The sequence below is a fragment of the Bradyrhizobium sp. LM2.9 genome (assembly GCF_054056555.1).
The window spans coordinates 293,378-308,812 of record NZ_JBSRYJ010000001.1; the positions used below are offsets into that span (position 1 = coordinate 293,378).

A 15,435-nucleotide genomic window follows, 5' to 3' on the forward strand; every position below is an offset into this window, starting at 1 on the left:
ATCCTGAGTCAGGTCCGGATCAACGCGCTGTTGAATGGGCCGAAATTGAGATCGAGCGTCAGCCCCGGCAGCCAGGGTACATCGCGCCGCTTGCCATAGAACTGGCCCGACACATGCAGGATCACGCAGGGCAGATCCACCTCATTGATGATCTCGAGCATGCGGCGGACGATTGAACGGCGCTGCTCGGGCTCAGCGGTCTCCTGAAGCTGCGCGCCCAAGGCGAAATACTCCTCGTTCTTCCAGACCCCGACCGACTTCGGCAGGGTGCCGCTGGGGCCGTATTCACGCCAGGGATGGCCGAGATGATCCAGAAACAACGCCGTGTTAGAGGTGTCGAAAATCGCCCGCACCGGCTGGCGCTGAACTTGCGCGAAATTTTCCATCATCTCGATCTTGACGTTCAGGCCGACTGCACGCCACATCTCGATCATGGTTTGCGCGCCAGAGATCTGATTGGGGTAGTAGTTGTTGAGGAGCCGATAAATGATCTGCTCTCCTTTGTAGCCCGCCGCAGCGACCAGCTCCTTGGCCTTATCGGGATCATAACGCAGGGCGGGGAAATCCTCGATGTAGCCCTGGCCATAACTCGCGAGTTGATAGCCATTCGGAATCGGCAGACGGTTCGCCCACAGGCTCTCGATCAAGAGCTTGCGATCGAGCGCAAGGCTCATCGCACGGCGGATCCGCACATCTTTCAGCACTGGATCGTTCTGGTCGAGCACGAGCGAGCGGATATTCTGTACTGGCCCGCCCGAGATCTGGAGATCGGCGCGCTTCTCGATACGCTCGAATTGATCGGGTGGGATGTCAGTGATGATGTCGAGCTCGTTGGCAAGAAGGCCGTTCACGCGCGCGGAAAGCTCGGGAATAATGCGATACTCGACGCCCTCAAATGGTGGCCGTCCGCCCCAATATGCATCGTGCGCAGTCAACGTGACATGGATGTCGAGCTTGTGATTGACGAGCTTGTACGGGCCGCTCCCTACAGGAGCTGCCGTCCAGCGCTCCCACGAGCCCGCGGCGATGAACGCGCGCTTACAGACGATCTCCGCGCCCCAGGAGGCCAGACGCTGCTCAAGCAGTGCGTCGTTCCCTTTGGCGTGGACAATGACCGTATAGGGATCGACGATATCCACTCTGTCGATCCGGTCCAGCGACTCAGCGCATCGGACATTCCGCTGCGGCCCGGTCCCAACAGGTGGTCGGGCCCCAGGCTAAAGGCGACATCTTCGGCAGTCAGCGGGCTTCCGTCATGGAACGCCATGCCTTTGCGCAGGAAGAGCCGCAGCGACTGCGCATCGACTCGCCCCTAACGTTCGGCCAATGCCGGCCGCAGCGCCATCCCATTGGCGTGGTCAAAGGCAATGAGGCTATCAAACAGCTGTGGCATGATCCGCCGAATGGCGGTGTCGGTTGCGATGACTGGGTCAAACGTGCGGGGAAAGCCGGACATGCCAACTCTTAATCGCCGCCGGGCTGGTTTCTTGCCGTCGCTCTCAGCCCAGGCGGTGCTCGCGGTCGGCAACAAGCCTGCTGCGACCGCACCAGTCAAAGCCTCTCGCCGTGTCAGATGGCTGCGGGTCATCACCGTCTCCCGGAATTCGCTTCAATCAGTACGGAACGCATAGCCTTGAGCTTGCGGTGATCAGCAGATCCTCGCAGAGGCCGAAAACTAAGATCGCTGATCTCGTGCTTGCCAAACGTGCCCGTCGTTAGAGCCGCGAAATGCTACGCTGCGATGACATTCATCGAGTAAGTCGATGTTCACGTGCGCATATGAGATGACATGAGGCTTCCGGGCAGAGAAAGGTGCCTCCTCGGGCTCGCTCCCGGTTGGGTTGAGGACGCTGCCCAACTAAAGCGTCATCAGCGCTCTCACTGTTAGCGCAACCAACATGGTCTCGAGTGATAAAGTATCGCGCGGAAACGATGTGCCCCCTTCGGCCGACAACGAGAGCGACGTAGAGGATCCGAAGACGGCCGATCGCCGGCAGCAGCCGGAACTGGATCGCGAACCCGCGGAGAAGAAAAAATCCCCGGACAACGAGTTCGCTTCGGAATTTGCAGACGACCTCGATGAGGATGCCCCGCGGCTCAGGCGCATGACCGACATGATGCAGGGCGTTGCGCGCCAGGCATCGCTCGATCCCGGCGACGATCTCGGCTTGTGAGGCAAGCCATCGCGCCGAAGAAGAAGGTCCAGATGTCGGTGTATCTCGATCCGGACGTCATGAAGACGCTGTCGGCCTATGCCGTCCGGCGAGAGCAGTCGATGTCGCTTATCGCCGAAGCCGCCATTGCGTCCTTCTGTCACCGGACGCTGACGAGCGTCGGGAAGCAGCGATTGCCAAGCGCCTCGATCAAGTCGATCGCCGCATCGCACGGCTTGAGCGCGACACGGGGATCTCGGTCGAGACGCTGGCATTGTTCGTTCGATTCTGGCTCACCACGACGCCGCCGCTCCCAGAACCGGCTGCGAAGGCGGCGCGGGCGCAGGGGAGCGCGCGGTGGGACAGTTTCGTCGCGGCACTCGGACGACGGCTCAGTCAAGGACCGAATCTGCGACAGGAGATCCCGGAGGATACCCAGGAGAGCGAGTCGACGTGAAGGGGCGTCGACTAGGGTCTGTTGGGATTCAGGATTCTCATCGGGGCTTGGTTGTGATTCAAGCTTGGGATGGACCGATTCGTTTTGACTGACGCCCAATGGGCGAAGATGGAGCCGCATTGTCTTGGCAAGCCGGGAGATCCGGGCCGCAGCGGCAAGGACAACCGACTGTTTGTCGAGGCCGTTCTGTGGATCGCCCGAACCGGCAGTCCCTGGCGGGATCTGCCGGCGATGTTCGGCCACTGGAACAGCACATTCACGCGCTTTCGCGACTGGGTGAAGGCGGATGTCTGGAAGCGGCTGTTCGAGGCCATCTCCGACGATCCCGACATGGAATACGCCATGGTCGACGCCACCATCGTCAAGGTCCACCGCCACGGTCAGGGCGCAAAAGGGGGACGCAAAGCCAGGCGATCGGCCGCTCGAAAGGCGGCATGACCACCAAAATTCTGGCGCTCACCGATGCGCTCGGCAATCTCGTGCGCTTCGTGCTCCTGCCGGGACAGCGTTTCGATACGGTGGGCGTGCCGCCACTCATCGAGGGATTGGCCTTCAACGCGCTGATCGCTGATAAGGCCTTCGATAGCAACGCCATCATCGCCGAACTCGAAGCGCGTGGCGCCAAAGTCGTCATCTCCCAGCATCCGCGCCGTGCACAGCCTCTCGCCATCGACAAGGAGATGTACAAATGGCGGCATCTCATCGAGAACTTCTTCGGCAAGCTCAAGGAATTCAAGCGCATCGCAATGCGCGCCGACAAGACCGACCAGAGCTTCACTTCAATGATCTATCTGGCCGCGGCCGCGATAAACTCCAGATGAATCCCAACAGACCCTAGTCAGATGATCGCTTGCCGCGTGGACGAAAATCCAGCCGCAGTGGCGATCCAAGACCGTGCACGGCCCATGCGCAACGATTGATGCGCCTTGAACTCAGATCTTGATCAAATCGAAAAGGTCCTTAGCTGAATAAAGCAAGCGCGGAGCGATTTCCTATGTGCTGCCTCGCTTTCGGAGATTCAATGGATGGGACGATTAGACGGTAAAGGCGTTCTGGTGACGGGCGGCTCTCGTGGCATCGGCGCGGCAATTGCCCGCCGACTGGCGCACGAAGGCGCATACGTGATCATCAATTTTCGTGAATCAAAGGCGAAAGCCGAGCAAGTGGTCTCCGACATTGCTGCAACTGGAGGATGGGCGGAAACCTTTCAAGCGGATATTGCAGATATTCGTCAGCTCCAATCCCTTATAGGGCATGCGGCGGCGCGTCTCAATGCAGCCGGCCGACGGCTGGACGTCCTTGTGAACAACGCGGGTGTCGCAGAATCGGGATTCGTTGAACGAATCGAAGAGGCTGACATCGACCAACAGTTCGCAACTAACGTAAAGTCCGTTCTTTTAGGGGCTCAGGCCGTTGCGCGCGTCTTTGGCGAGCAAGGCGGCGCTATCATCAATATCAGCTCGATAAGTGCTCGTCTCCCAGGCCCGGGCTACGCCGTCTACGCGGGAACCAAGGCTGCGATGGAGGCCATCACCGTTGCGCTAGCGCGCGAACTCGGTCCCCGCGGAGTGCGCGTAAATGCGGTTGCCCCCGGCACAACTGATACGGACATGACGCGCCGCGTCCTTACGGCGGAACTGGAAGAAATGACAGTAAATCGAACCGCACTCCGGCGCCTCGGACGCCCCGATGATATTGCGAAGGTAGTTGCTTTTCTCGCCTCGGATGATGCGTCATGGGTGACGGGTGAGATCATTACGGCGAGCGGAGGATTGCGTTGACGGATGACTCCCGCAACGCAGTCATAATCGCCTTGTGCAATAGCCGAGGGGCCATGCTCCCGTCGTGTATTCCGACACGGAACGTCCCCACCAGGCGAGATCTGCTTACGAGAGCAGGACTGACTTGCTCATTTTCGGCAGCAAACCACATCTGAAGGGACTAAGACTAAAGGGCTCGCTGAACAAGCGAACAAGCTATCTCCTTAGTGCCGAGGCTGCCGATGTGGTTCCGACGCGGCCCCCCGCGACGAGCACACTGTGACATACGAGAGACTGCGCGACATCCGACGCGGCGGAGCAGACCGCCCCAGGTGGTCCAAAGGTACGCACATCGAGTCCAAGCGTGAGCCTGCTCGCTTTAGACTTGCATTCGATACCTCCGCCCCACGGTATAGATATTTGTTTCTGTTGCGAGCAGGCATTCCAAATCCGAACCTCTAGCGTCGCGTGATAGAAGAAAAACTCATCCCTTGCTTGGTCGCTCGATCGGCTGCATCACGCTATGACCGGGTAATTACCGACGATTTGACGCGTCCGGCAGCTGACGAACCCTCAAAAAAGAAGCGCAATCGTGCCAAAAGGCACGGGAGCAAAATGCCAAGGTTCAATTGGAAGCCGTGAGCGGAGTTGCGGCCCCGTTGGGGCCGGTTGGTCGCCACCACGCTGACTGATCCTTCATTGAACAGACTATCTTCTGGGCGCCCGAGGTCCCGCCGACGGTTTTTTCCGGTACGGTCCGCGCCGCTCATAAGCTCGCAGTCAGATCATTCGCTTCGTCCAGAACGTCTAACCGGTATGAGGTCCCACGTTTGCGGTGATCAGCGGGCGCGCGCGTAGCGGATCGACATCCAGTACTGGCGGATGGCCTCGACGTCCGGCGGAATATCGGCGTAAGCGCGCCAGGTCTCGCGGCTGCTTTGTGGTGGTCCGAGCAACGGCTGCTCCTGATCGTCGCGACAGTGCAGCAGAATGGGCAGAAGCGGGCCGTGATTGACATTGCTGGTGTCCAGCAACGGCGCCCACGCCGACAGCCTGAGCCGCATCGCGCCATAAAAACCTTGGCACCAGGGACGCGGATCGACGTCGCCATTGATTTTGCGCCGGTGCATCGGGACGAACTGGCCAGGCGTGGTCGAAAGGATCTGACTGATCTCGTTATGGCGCAGCGCGACGGCGGAGATCGCGGCGAACTCCGGGGTGCCGCCGTGGTTGAAAGCATCGGCATCGATGGCGAGCAGTGGGCAGATCCAGTCGAGCGGGCTCATCGACACTGGTCCGGCCACGATCGCGGCGACGTAACCGTCCAGCATGGGGAGATTGGTGGCGGCAGGATGCTGATCGACGCGAGCCTGGAGCCATCGCTCGAGGTCCGCAATCGGCATCGCGGCGGCGGCCATCGACGACGATGCCTTATGGCGACGTGGGCTCACGCGGCAGCCTGCGCAGTGCGCTGGCGGGCCGCCTTCCAGTTCCAGGCGAGCAGCTCGTGCAGCTGATGGCTCTTGGTTCGCCCGGAGGCGATGCGCTCCAGCACGTCGGCCAGGTAGGCCTGCGGGTCGAGCTCATGGAGCTTTGCTGTGTTCACGATCGACGCCAGGATCGCCCAGCTCTCGGCGCCACCTTCGCTGCCGCTGAACAATGAGTTGCGCCTTCCAATGGCAATCGGGCGCATGGAGCGCTCGACCGTATTGCTGTCGACCTCGATGCGGCCGTCGCGGAGAAACAGCCTCAACCCGTCCACAGTGGTTGAGCGCGTAGTTGATGGCCTCCGTCAGCTTCGACTGGGAGAAGAGCTGGTCGACCATCTCGGTCAGTCGCGCCTTGAGCGCTGCCATCAGCGGTCCAGCCCTGGTGCAGCGGGCGGCCAGCCGCTGCTCGGCACTGCTGCCGCGGATCGCTGCTTCGATGCTCTACAACACCGGGCATGGTCATCTCGGTTGGACCTTGTCAGCCGCGGCGACCGATGCCCTTGCAGCTCTGGTGCTACGCGGCGAAACGCGAACGGATGATGGATTGCACCGACGTCAGCAATTGCGCAAACGAGCGAGTGAATGGGCTAACGTCGCCTGCGCGGCGGGGAGCGGCAGTCGCGCTGCTTGGGCCGCGGTTCTTCTATGGTTTCGACGACGGCCATGGGCGTGTCTTGCCAAGATAGGAAGAAGGCCTCGCGTCACGGCAGAGCCCTCTGGCGGGACCCTCAGTCCTGGTTCGGTCGCAACCAGATCAACTGCATGCCTTCCGCCCCCTCAACCTTAATCTGGGTGGCGTAGATCGGCGCGGGGAAGCTCGGATCGTCCCGCTTGATAGACAGGTACTCGCCTCGGGTTGAATATCTTCTGCGAGGCCTACGTAGATCCATACTACGCGGTGCTCTGTTGAGTTGAGAACGGTGCCGCCCGGCGCCGACCCTCAAAGGAGAACCGCACCCACTCCCATCGAGCAGAACGGTCCGTCATTGCGGCGCCGATCTCGTCTCTTCGAGTAGGCTTTCTCCAGAAGCTCATCGAAAGACTCTCGCTACACGGCTGCGGTTGGATGGGTCGGAGTTGCACCAGACGGCGAATGTCTGTTGCACCAGAACGGCTTGCTCGACCATCTCTACGTCCGACGAGATTAGCGTCCCCAGGGCTCGGCCCTGAGTCCGCGAACCGCGCACATACATCGGCTGCTCAGCGGCGCCTTCATCACGAGGCTGGAAGAACAGCGTGAGGATTGGGGGAACTTTTGCCATGACGATCTCTCCGAACGGCTTTGCGTCGACACCGCAGCAGCCGGTTGGACTGGCCTCTTCGATCCACGACAAACGCTAGGTTTGGGACGGCGCCTCATCGCCTCACGCCCGCTGCTTGTCTCGCCGGCGAGAATTGATCTGCGCCATCAGGATCGGGCCAAGCGAAAATTCGCCGACCTCGGCTTTTCGCGTCAGACCGCGCAAATAACCGCCGGCGGAATTGATAGCCGTCCCGCGCTGCAGGATGCAGGCGACGAGGATGGCCGCGGGCACCTCGCCCATAACCTTTTGAGCCTCCTCCCAGGCGCTCGGGCTGATCCCCAGCATCGATCGTACAACGGCCGCTGTGGCCAGGAAATCGCGCCAGTTCGAAACCCCACCCTTCGCATAATCGACGATGTCAGGACACGCACTCAGGACCATTCCTAACGGATACGCCCCCTCCCCGACTCGCGAGGGTTGAGATTTGGGCTCAGCTCCCGCCGCCCTGCCCTCTCGAAGGACAGGTTCAAGATCAATAGGGGAGTCTGCTTTTGAATTCTGTATGTGGCGCTCAGAATGGGACTCATTGGCGCCCGGATTCTTCGATTTGATGTGTGCTTCCAGAAGATTGAGCACGTCGTCGGCAAGCTGAGACAACTCATCAGCGATCGGCTCGAGCTCCCGGCGCGTAGCCGTGCGCGGAATCTGATCGACGATCGCGCGGAAGGCAGCGTGCACAACCTGCCAATCGGCAGGCCCCTGCCCTCCCCTTCGCGTCGGAACGGCTTCCTCGATGCCAGTTGTAATCATCTTCGCGATGTCGCGCCGGCACAGCGTGATGCGCTCTCGTACGAGCTTGAGTGCGCGGGCTTCGGCTTCGATATCGGCTGCCAGGCTCTCGAACTCCTCCGAGCGCACGACCAGCGGCGACAGATCGAAGCCGAAGGCGAGCTCGATGTCGCCGGCATTGTCCTTCCGCGCATACCGCTTGCCATTGGGACTGTCGCGCCGGACGATCAGGCCCGCGTCGACCAGCACGGAGAGGTGACGTCGCAGCGTTGAGGCCGGCATGCCGTGCGCCCGCCGACTGAGTTGATGATTGGACGGGAAGACAATCAGCTCGCCTGCCCCCGTCAGTGCGGTCTCGGGATGGAACGTTAAGAGCGCGTTCAAGACCGACAGCGCGCGCTCCGACACGCCAAGGCGCGGCCGTGCCGTGCAGATGGCGTGGAAGATCTTCCACTTATGGACGATCTTTTCGGGCGGACGTTCGGTTGCGACCATCTGGCTTGCCACATGGGCAAGCGTCAGCGATCGCCGCCCAAAGGGCGTCGTTGGGGAGTGTGACTGCATGTCTTTGCCTCATGCGGGCAAAGAAAATCCGCTCACCAAAACGGCGCCGTCGCTAAAGACGCTTGACTGCGATTCGTGAAAGTGATTCTCTGTCAGTCGCCAAACGTGACGAGAGAAGGCTTTCGGACGGAGACGTTCCGGGGGCCTTTTTTCTTTTCCGCTATGCTCCTACGGGTGAGAGGACGGAAACGCGGGTACGCATCGCGCTGCCCGACCGTGTGAGGTCCAGGCAGCGCCATATCCAAAGCGGCAAGACGCCCGATGTCACTCATCGGTGCCTCCATCGAGAAATGCCCGGTAGAGTTCCGGCAGCCGCGAAATCACAAAGTCTCCAAACGCAGGCGCGGCCTTTTCATCTACAGCTAGCGTGATGCGATCTGCGCGACGTTCAATCTTCACGATCTTTTTGCCTCCGTCGTCCGCCCAGATTGTCGGCCGTGCAACTTTGGGCTTGCGGGGCGCCAGCGCGGCGAAAGTTATTGCGAACCGTTCATCGGAAGTAGCGCGCACAAACCGATCGCTGGCAACGCTGTCGGCCAATACCTTTTGGTCGGGGCGACCTACAAGCCGCTCTGCCAACTCCATCCAGCGCCGGCGGCCGGTTTTTGGCGCTGGCCCGATTGCATCGAGTAGGCTCCGGGGAAGGGCTCGCGCGACCGTGATGAGGCGGGAGAGCTCCGTCTTGTCGACGCTGAGCGCCGCCATGATGATCTCGCGCTTGAATCCACGATCCTCGAGCGCAGCGGCGTAAGTTGCCCGCTCAATAAAGGACAGATCCTCCCGCTCACCATTCTCCTTGCCTTGTGCCACCACCAGGTCTTCGTCGCTAAGGTCGCGGACCACGGCCCGCGCAGGGCGGCCAAGTTCAGCGAGCGCACGAACGCGACGATGGCCATAGGCAATCTGAAACCGGCCCGGGTTGGACGGATGCGGACGAAGGAGGATCGGAACCAATTGCCCATTGGCGCGGATCGATTCAACGAGAGCGGAGTGCTTCTCGTCCACGCTCGTCATACGATCGGGAACGATCGAGGCGTCAATCAAATCTGGGGCGATCTCGACGACGGTTTGACCGGTGGTGAGTTGCTCGGTCAAGGCCTTGGCGGCGTCGCGCTCCGCGGACAACATCTCGAGCGAGCGGCTCATGGCGCCGACAGCCCCACGCGACCCGAGTGTTGGCTGGGTTGGTCTCCGATTGTCGCTGGGCTCACCTGACGGTTGTTCGTTGACCGCGGTCAACTTGTCATCGATGAGGTCAGCAAGCAGGTTTTTTCGACCCATTAGGCCCTCCCCCACGCAGCCTGGACGAGGCTTTGGATTTCACCATTGACGCTGTCCAGCGATTCCATGGCGCGGTCGTAGGTAGCCCGTGTGAACTGATCGCGGCTGACCTCATAGAGCGTTTGCTTCGTGATGCCGGCGTCCGAGATCGCCGTACTTTTCAGCATCATGTTCGTGACCATGCGGTCGCCAAACAGCGAGCGCATAAAGCCGACCATTTGGGCCTGCGGTCCATCGCCGGGCTCATAACGCGTGACGAGATAGCGCATCCAATCGTAATTCATGTTGCCGCCTGCTTTGGCCACGACGGCAAGGAGGTCGGATGTCATGATTAGAAATTGGCACATCGACATGACATCGAGCATTTGCGGATGCACAGGGATCAGAATTGCCGTTGCTGCGCAGAGCGCAGAAAGCGTGAGAAATCCGAGTTGAGGCGGACAATCGATCACGACAATATCGTAGCGGTCCTGGACCGTGGCGAGGGCACGGGCAACGCGGGCGAAGAACAGCGGGTCACCCGACTGGCGCGCAGCTAGCGCTTTCGGGGTTTCATGTTCGAATTCCATCAGTTCGATGTTGCCGGGAACGATGTCGAGCCCCGAAAAGTAAGTCTGCCGAATGATCTCATTCAGTTCGCGACGCGCGTCGTCGTAGCGGATGGCGCCGTACAGAGTTCCGTTTTCCTCGACGTCAAACTCTGGCTGGTAGCCGTGCAGCGCGGAGAGCGAGGCCTGCGGATCCAGATCGATCGCAAGCACTCGATAGCCCTGCAAGGTGAGATGTTGGGCGAGATGCGCGGCCGTGGTGGTCTTCCCCGACCCTCCCTTGAAATTAACGACCCCAATGACTTGCAACTGTTCGCCCGCGACGCGATACGGTCGGTATCGGCGCGCGCGCCCTTGCCGGATTCATCGAGATAAGCACGAAGATCTTGAATATCGTCAAATGTGTACGACCTTCGACCCGATGGGCTGGTGTCCGGCTGAGGGCCCCTGCCCTCCAGCGACAATTGGCGGAGGTAGCCGTCATTGACGCCGACGAGTTTAGCGACTTCGCCAGATGTAAACCGGCGCAGATGCTTGCGTGCTTTTGGCGGGAACAGCTTCGTTCGGTGGGCGTGGAGCTTGGCCGACAGTTCCCGCGCGTCCGCCGCGATCGTGTCGTGGATCGCCTGCGGCGCGCCAGGCGTGATTGTCGCCATCGCTTGTTGGTCGTTCAGGGCCACGGCTTTCTCGCGTAGTTACGAATTTCGGATGCACGGCATGCGCAAAGCGTGGCTATTACGCCCGATTCTGGCCGGTCTCGCAACAGTTAAAGGGTAAACCAATCCTTAACGGTCCGAATCGGCCCACGGTGGTCTAAAGTTGACCGCGGTCAACTCTCGGCACGTTGCCTGCGCGGCTGCTGCGGTTCCGAAGGCGCCGCTCTTAACAGAAGTTGACCGCGGTCAACTTTCTCCAGTCGAGCCCGACACAATTCCCGCAATCGACTCGCGCTCGAACTCTATCACCCCCCATTCGGATCAAAATACAGCGTTGGGCCCTGGCGCGCTCCGCTCAGCCGCCACCGCACCATCCGCTGCGCGGCGCCCGGGCCGAGACCGTGCAGACGCGAAGGATGGCAAGGTCGAGAGTACCCGGACCAGTCACGAGCAAGTCGTCCAGCCCACCACCACATGCGGAGCGCGTGCGTTTGCGCCGACCCGTCGCGTGCTGGCTTGGAAAGGCGAGCCGACACGGCGAGCGCTGCAGCGAGGGAAAGTCCCCTCTTTCACAGATAAAGCCGGCGCGCTCCCAGCCGCCGAAGCCGCATGATCACCGGCTGCGAACATATCGCGCTCGCACAGCACGACCGCGACGTCAGCCCGCATACCGCGACGATCAAGGGCTTTGGCAGATAGTCGGCTCCCAAACGGCACACCACCCCTGAAGCAGTGGACCTCGCGCGGCAGGCGTTCGAGCATAGGCACGGGGGTTGAGGACCTGTTATCCCTCGCGGGGTGTCCTATGCGGATCATCCGCCGTGCCATCCCGTGTTGCTGGGTCCCACGCTCCACGCGGCTGGCGGGACTAAGAAAGCAGCAGGGATGGAGGAGGGCACCGCCGGCGGCGAGCAAGACGTAGACCGGAGCCGGTCGGCGATTAGTGTCGCCGAAGCCCGGCTCGGCCAATCCAGTTCGGAAGGAACGGCATCTCTTCTCTTTCGCGGAACGGGCCACAACGCGGATCCACGACGGTGCAGCCCATTCCCGCTCGCAGCCGAGGGCGAATGCGGATGTAGTCGGCGGAGGCTTCCAGTTTACGCTGTTCCTTGGCGCCTTCCGCCACCATCCAGGTCGCACCGCGCCGAGGGTTTGCCCGAGCGGGTCTCGGACCGGTTGTCTTGAAACCACGCAGGCGCGGGCGAGGGCATCGACGAGCTTGTAGTCGCCCGGGACGGATCAAGGTCAGCTAGGACGACATCGATAGAAGCAAAGCGCCGGCGCGCCGCGTGTCCGGACGGAAAGGGCAGCGGGGGAGTGGAAGGACGGAAGAATTAGGGGAGGCGTTTATCAGCCGTTAACCATAAAATTTCAGTCAATGAGCCGCACGTCGACCTGAGGCCGCCCGTCACTGGAAAGCCAGCGACCTTGGCGGTCCTACTAACAGCGACCTCCTCCCGTATTCCGTGTATCGAATGACCGTAGGTGGCGTCTAGAGAAGCATGCCATCGCCTTGCACATCGAGAATCCGCAGACCGAAGCGATGGCGCGGAATGCGGCGGTGGTAGAGAAAGGTTCGCCTCACCCGAACAGTGCACCGGCACGCGCTCATGAGCTCGAGATAGAGCCGAGGTCGTTTTTCCTCGACCGCGGCGTCCAGTTCTACCCGGATATGCCAAAAGGGGGCAACTCAGCGGCGGACAGCCCGCCAAAAGGATTCCGCGACGGCCTGTATGAGGAGATTCATCGGCGCATCGCCCTTCAGCGCGCTCATCAGCGACTGAGACGAGGCATGCGAGCTTTTGGCTCGCCTGCAGGAAATCGGAACGCGTCTGACGTCGCCGCAGGCCGTGGGGAGGGGCGGTTGCCGTGGCGCCGGCACTAACTCTTTCGGTCAGCGCCACCGCGGAGGCGCTCGAAGATTAGCTAGCTGATGCTCATTGCCGCAGTCCCGGTGCAGCCTGAGACCGCACGGCTCGCTCGACGCCTTTCTCCCTTTGGGCAAGGGCGGTCCGGCCGGCGTCAATTTCCGGGGCGTGTTTTTACCTACGCTTCACCTTGCATTCCGCGTAGCCCGATTTTCGAGGGCGGCCTGCTTTGCCGGGGAGGGCGCAGTCACCGGAAAGGTGCGGCTGGTCCGGAATAGGGGTAGGGGTTGGCACGAGTGGCGATTTGTGGTTGATCTGAAGCTTGGCGCTGGTGATTTACAGCGCTGCGCGTGCTGATCGCACTGCGGCGGCACCCGACCGATAAGGCGTGCTTATCGATAGCGAGAGGAGAGCGGGAACAGGCCTCGCTATGACGGAACATAAAGGTGTGTTAGGTTCCGTTTCGCCGTTTCCTCTTAAGGTTATCAAGGCCTTGTCTTCCGGCTACAAAATCGCCGATCCACTGCCTTGGGCTCAGCTCGCGGGGCCGCTTGCCGCGGCCGAGGATGCTGTCGCCCGCCTCGACGAGCGACTGGCCAAAAGCCCAATCTGTGACGGTGCGATCAGCCGAATGCACTTCGCCGACGCTTGCGCCACTCTGTGGCTTGACGGCGAACTTGTCCACCTCGATGACCTCGTGCTCCACGACGCCGGCATGGACGTCCGCGCCCCCACCCACGAGCTGACCCGGGCTCACGCCGTGCTGCGCGCCCGTCGGCGCATTGCCGACGCGAAGCCCAATTGGGCGCTGTCGGTTTCCGGACTGGCTGACCTTCGGGGCCGGCGCGAGCGAGAGGAGGTCGAGGAACGTCTCGGGCTCAACGAGGACGCAGAGCGGGACGCGGTGGGTTTCGACAGACCGCTTGGCGTCATGAACGCCGATCCCCATCTGGTCGCAGCCTTCGCCGCGGTCGACGCCGCCAACGCCAAGGCGGAGCGCAGACTCGCCGACGAGCTTCGGTCGTGGCCAGAGCGGGACTCGCTCGTCTACGATCCGGACTGGGACGAGGACGGCCGCCTCGACGACTGGCGCGCCGTCGTCGATGAGACCCGCAAGCTGCCGCCGACTCTGGCGGCTGCAATCACCGCGGATGCCTGGGACGCGATTGAACCGCTCGAGCACACGCCTTGGCTAGGGTGCCTGCTCGCAGCTAGCGTGTTGCGCGACCGCGGCAAGACACGCTGGTATCTGTTGTGCCTGCATGGCGGGCTGAAAAGCATCTCGCGTGAGCGTCGGCGGGCACGTGACGTCGCAGCGCGGCTGGTTGTGCAGCTCGAGGCCATGACGGCCGCCGCCGAGGCCGGCCTAAAGGACCACGACCGCTGGCTGATGACCAGAAACCTCCTCGCCCGAAAACTCGCGGGCCGGCGCGCCACTTCAAAACTGCCGGCGCTCCTCGACTACGTGCTGACCCGCCCGATTGTCTCGTCCGGCATGATCGCGGCGGAGCTTGGGATCACGGCCCGTGCGGCCCAAAACCTCGTCGCCGAACTCGACCTTCGCGAGACGACTGGCCGGGGACGCTATCGCGCGTGGGGCATCCTGTAGAGCGCGAGCCGCAAGCAACGTGAATTCCGTGCAAAGAGCGTAATGGGCGAGCATTCGTGCGCCGCAGAACATCAGTGAGGCAGCACGGAAGACGGGATCCCATAAGGCGTCAATGGAATCGGCGATGCCGGAGGCATTGAAGGAGTTGACGCGGATCCACACGCTGCTCGAGAAGCACTAGCGCCGACTTCGTGGTGCTTCTTCGAGATCATGAAGGGCCTGCTGGTCACGATCGGGCTTCTGGGTACCCTCCATAAATTCCTGGCGAACACCTATGCGAGGTCGAGCGAGTGGCCGCACCACATGGTGACGCAGCGGGAATCACCCATGAGTCCCCTAATGATACGGGCGCGCAAGGGTTCTCACCACTCACGTTGACCGGATGTTCATCGTTTCCATGAGCGGCGTTTACCAGTGCACGCGGTCACTGCGTGAAACCACCTGTGGTCGCTTGCGTGCGCTGCACGCGCAACGCCGATTAACGCCCCAGCAACCTAAATTAGATACTCACGGAAAACTCGAATCGCACGGATGTACTGCGGTTCGATTTTTCTGGCGTAAGCGTAGCGTCCGCGTAGCGACTTTTACGTTTGCGTACCCGTCCGAAGGGCGCGCGGTTCGCGTCCTTCGGCACTGGTCTCTGCATTCGCATTGATGCCTGGAGAGACCGCCTACTAGCACACCGCCTCTCCGTTGGCGCCTCAGCCGTTCGCGCGCCGCCGCTCGCAATCCCCAATCGGTCCCAGGCCCGCGACGCTGCGCGCTCGCTGAGGATTCAGCCGCTCGAACCGCTGAAGCAGGCGGAAGCACGCCAGAAACTCTGGAAGGCGATGCTGGTGACCAGATCTGGCTGCCCGAGGTCGGCAAGTCAACGCACTACCACGCCTAGTGGGTGCGTCGGTCCTGGGTCGCCGAGATGAAGAAGATGACACGAGCGCCGTCCACACCTTCTACCGGCCTTGCGCCTGGGGCGACGGCAGCGAGGAACCAAGCTGGGGCACCCCCGCGCAGACCGC

General features: G+C 61.6%; 10 protein-coding genes and 4 pseudogenes. 5 read left to right on the forward strand and 9 right to left on the reverse strand.

Annotation, left to right across the window (positions count from 1 at the left end; genetic code table 11):
* Window positions 1-8: 8 nt before the first annotated feature.
* Together ACVWW3_RS01345 and ACVWW3_RS01350 are read right to left on the reverse strand one after the other, a co-directional pair.
* On the reverse strand, window positions 9-1,139 hold the full coding sequence (locus ACVWW3_RS01345) for an ABC transporter substrate-binding protein (protein ID WP_456671821.1): 1,131 nt from the start codon (window positions 1,137-1,139) through the stop codon (window positions 9-11).
* Window positions 1,140-1,312: 173 nt separating this feature from the next.
* A complete protein-coding gene (locus tag ACVWW3_RS01350) occupies window positions 1,313-1,588 on the reverse strand; it encodes a hypothetical protein (RefSeq protein ID WP_456647334.1) in 276 nt (91 codons plus the stop codon).
* 346 nt (window positions 1,589-1,934) lie between these two features.
* Between ACVWW3_RS01350 and ACVWW3_RS01355 the strand changes: the two genes are divergently transcribed.
* From ACVWW3_RS01355 to ACVWW3_RS01370, 4 genes and pseudogenes are all read left to right on the forward strand, one after another.
* Window positions 1,935-2,174 carry a hypothetical protein gene (locus ACVWW3_RS01355; protein WP_456647335.1) on the forward strand — a complete coding sequence of 80 codons (240 nt, stop codon included), beginning with the start codon at window positions 1,935-1,937 and terminating at the stop codon, window positions 2,172-2,174.
* A gap of 32 nt (window positions 2,175-2,206) precedes the next feature.
* A pseudogene (locus ACVWW3_RS01360) lies at window positions 2,207-2,610 on the forward strand (CopG family transcriptional regulator).
* A 69-nt stretch (window positions 2,611-2,679) separates the two neighbouring features.
* Window positions 2,680-3,431 (forward strand): IS5 family transposase gene (locus ACVWW3_RS01365; RefSeq protein WP_247772603.1). Its coding sequence is split into 2 segments (ribosomal slippage): window positions 2,680-3,010 and window positions 3,010-3,431, totalling 753 coding nucleotides; the frame shifts between segments, so codons are not numbered across the junction.
* A 204-nt stretch (window positions 3,432-3,635) separates the two neighbouring features.
* A complete protein-coding gene (locus ACVWW3_RS01370) occupies window positions 3,636-4,391 on the forward strand; it encodes an SDR family NAD(P)-dependent oxidoreductase (protein ID WP_354051472.1) in 756 nt (251 codons plus the stop codon).
* 818 nt (window positions 4,392-5,209) lie between these two features.
* Here ACVWW3_RS01370 and ACVWW3_RS01375 read toward each other — a convergent pair.
* The 7 genes and pseudogenes from ACVWW3_RS01375 to repA form a co-directional block, all read right to left on the reverse strand.
* The gene (locus ACVWW3_RS01375; RefSeq protein ID WP_456647336.1) at window positions 5,210-5,788 is read right to left on the reverse strand and encodes a UPF0149 family protein; all 579 of its coding nucleotides are present in this window, start codon (window positions 5,786-5,788) and stop codon (window positions 5,210-5,212) included.
* Window positions 5,789-5,817: 29 nt separating this feature from the next.
* Entirely contained in the window at window positions 5,818-6,123 is a 306-nt protein-coding gene (locus ACVWW3_RS01380) for a transposase domain-containing protein (RefSeq protein ID WP_456671822.1), read from the reverse strand.
* Between the two features lie 67 nt (window positions 6,124-6,190).
* Window positions 6,191-6,298: pseudogene (locus ACVWW3_RS01385) on the reverse strand (hypothetical protein); the annotation flags it as partial.
* Window positions 6,299-6,588: 290 nt separating this feature from the next.
* A pseudogene (locus ACVWW3_RS01390) lies at window positions 6,589-6,711 on the reverse strand (DUF736 family protein); the annotation flags it as partial.
* Between the two features lie 513 nt (window positions 6,712-7,224).
* The gene (repC, locus tag ACVWW3_RS01395) at window positions 7,225-8,457 is read right to left on the reverse strand and encodes a plasmid replication protein RepC (protein WP_456647337.1); all 1,233 of its coding nucleotides are present in this window, start codon (window positions 8,455-8,457) and stop codon (window positions 7,225-7,227) included.
* 264 nt (window positions 8,458-8,721) lie between these two features.
* Window positions 8,722-9,738 (reverse strand): plasmid partitioning protein RepB, encoded by a 1,017-nt coding sequence (gene repB / locus ACVWW3_RS01400; RefSeq protein ID WP_456647338.1) that lies wholly within the window; start codon window positions 9,736-9,738, stop codon window positions 8,722-8,724.
* Window positions 9,738-10,942 (reverse strand): annotated as a pseudogene (repA, locus tag ACVWW3_RS01405) (plasmid partitioning protein RepA). The gene repB and the pseudogene repA overlap by 1 nt, the downstream one beginning before the upstream one ends.
* A gap of 2,298 nt (window positions 10,943-13,240) precedes the next feature.
* On the opposite strand from repA, the gene ACVWW3_RS01410 reads away from it, so the two are divergent.
* The gene (locus tag ACVWW3_RS01410) at window positions 13,241-14,419 is read left to right on the forward strand and encodes an RHE_PE00001 family protein (RefSeq protein WP_456647339.1); all 1,179 of its coding nucleotides are present in this window, start codon (window positions 13,241-13,243) and stop codon (window positions 14,417-14,419) included.
* Window positions 14,420-15,435 lie beyond the last annotated feature (1,016 nt).

Coding starts and splice junctions, on each gene's coding strand:
- ACVWW3_RS01350 (WP_456647334.1), bottom strand. CDS start 1,588: ATGACCCGCAGCCATCTGACACGGCGAGAGGCTTTGACTGGTGCGGTC.
- ACVWW3_RS01370 (WP_354051472.1), top strand. CDS start 3,636: ATGGGACGATTAGACGGTAAAGGCGTTCTGGTGACGGGCGGCTCTCGT.
- ACVWW3_RS01375 (WP_456647336.1), bottom strand. CDS start 5,788: ATGGCCGCCGCCGCGATGCCGATTGCGGACCTCGAGCGATGGCTCCAG.
- repC (WP_456647337.1), bottom strand. CDS start 8,457: ATGCAGTCACACTCCCCAACGACGCCCTTTGGGCGGCGATCGCTGACG.
- repB (WP_456647338.1), bottom strand. CDS start 9,738: ATGGGTCGAAAAAACCTGCTTGCTGACCTCATCGATGACAAGTTGACC.
- ACVWW3_RS01410 (WP_456647339.1), top strand. CDS start 13,241: ATGACGGAACATAAAGGTGTGTTAGGTTCCGTTTCGCCGTTTCCTCTT.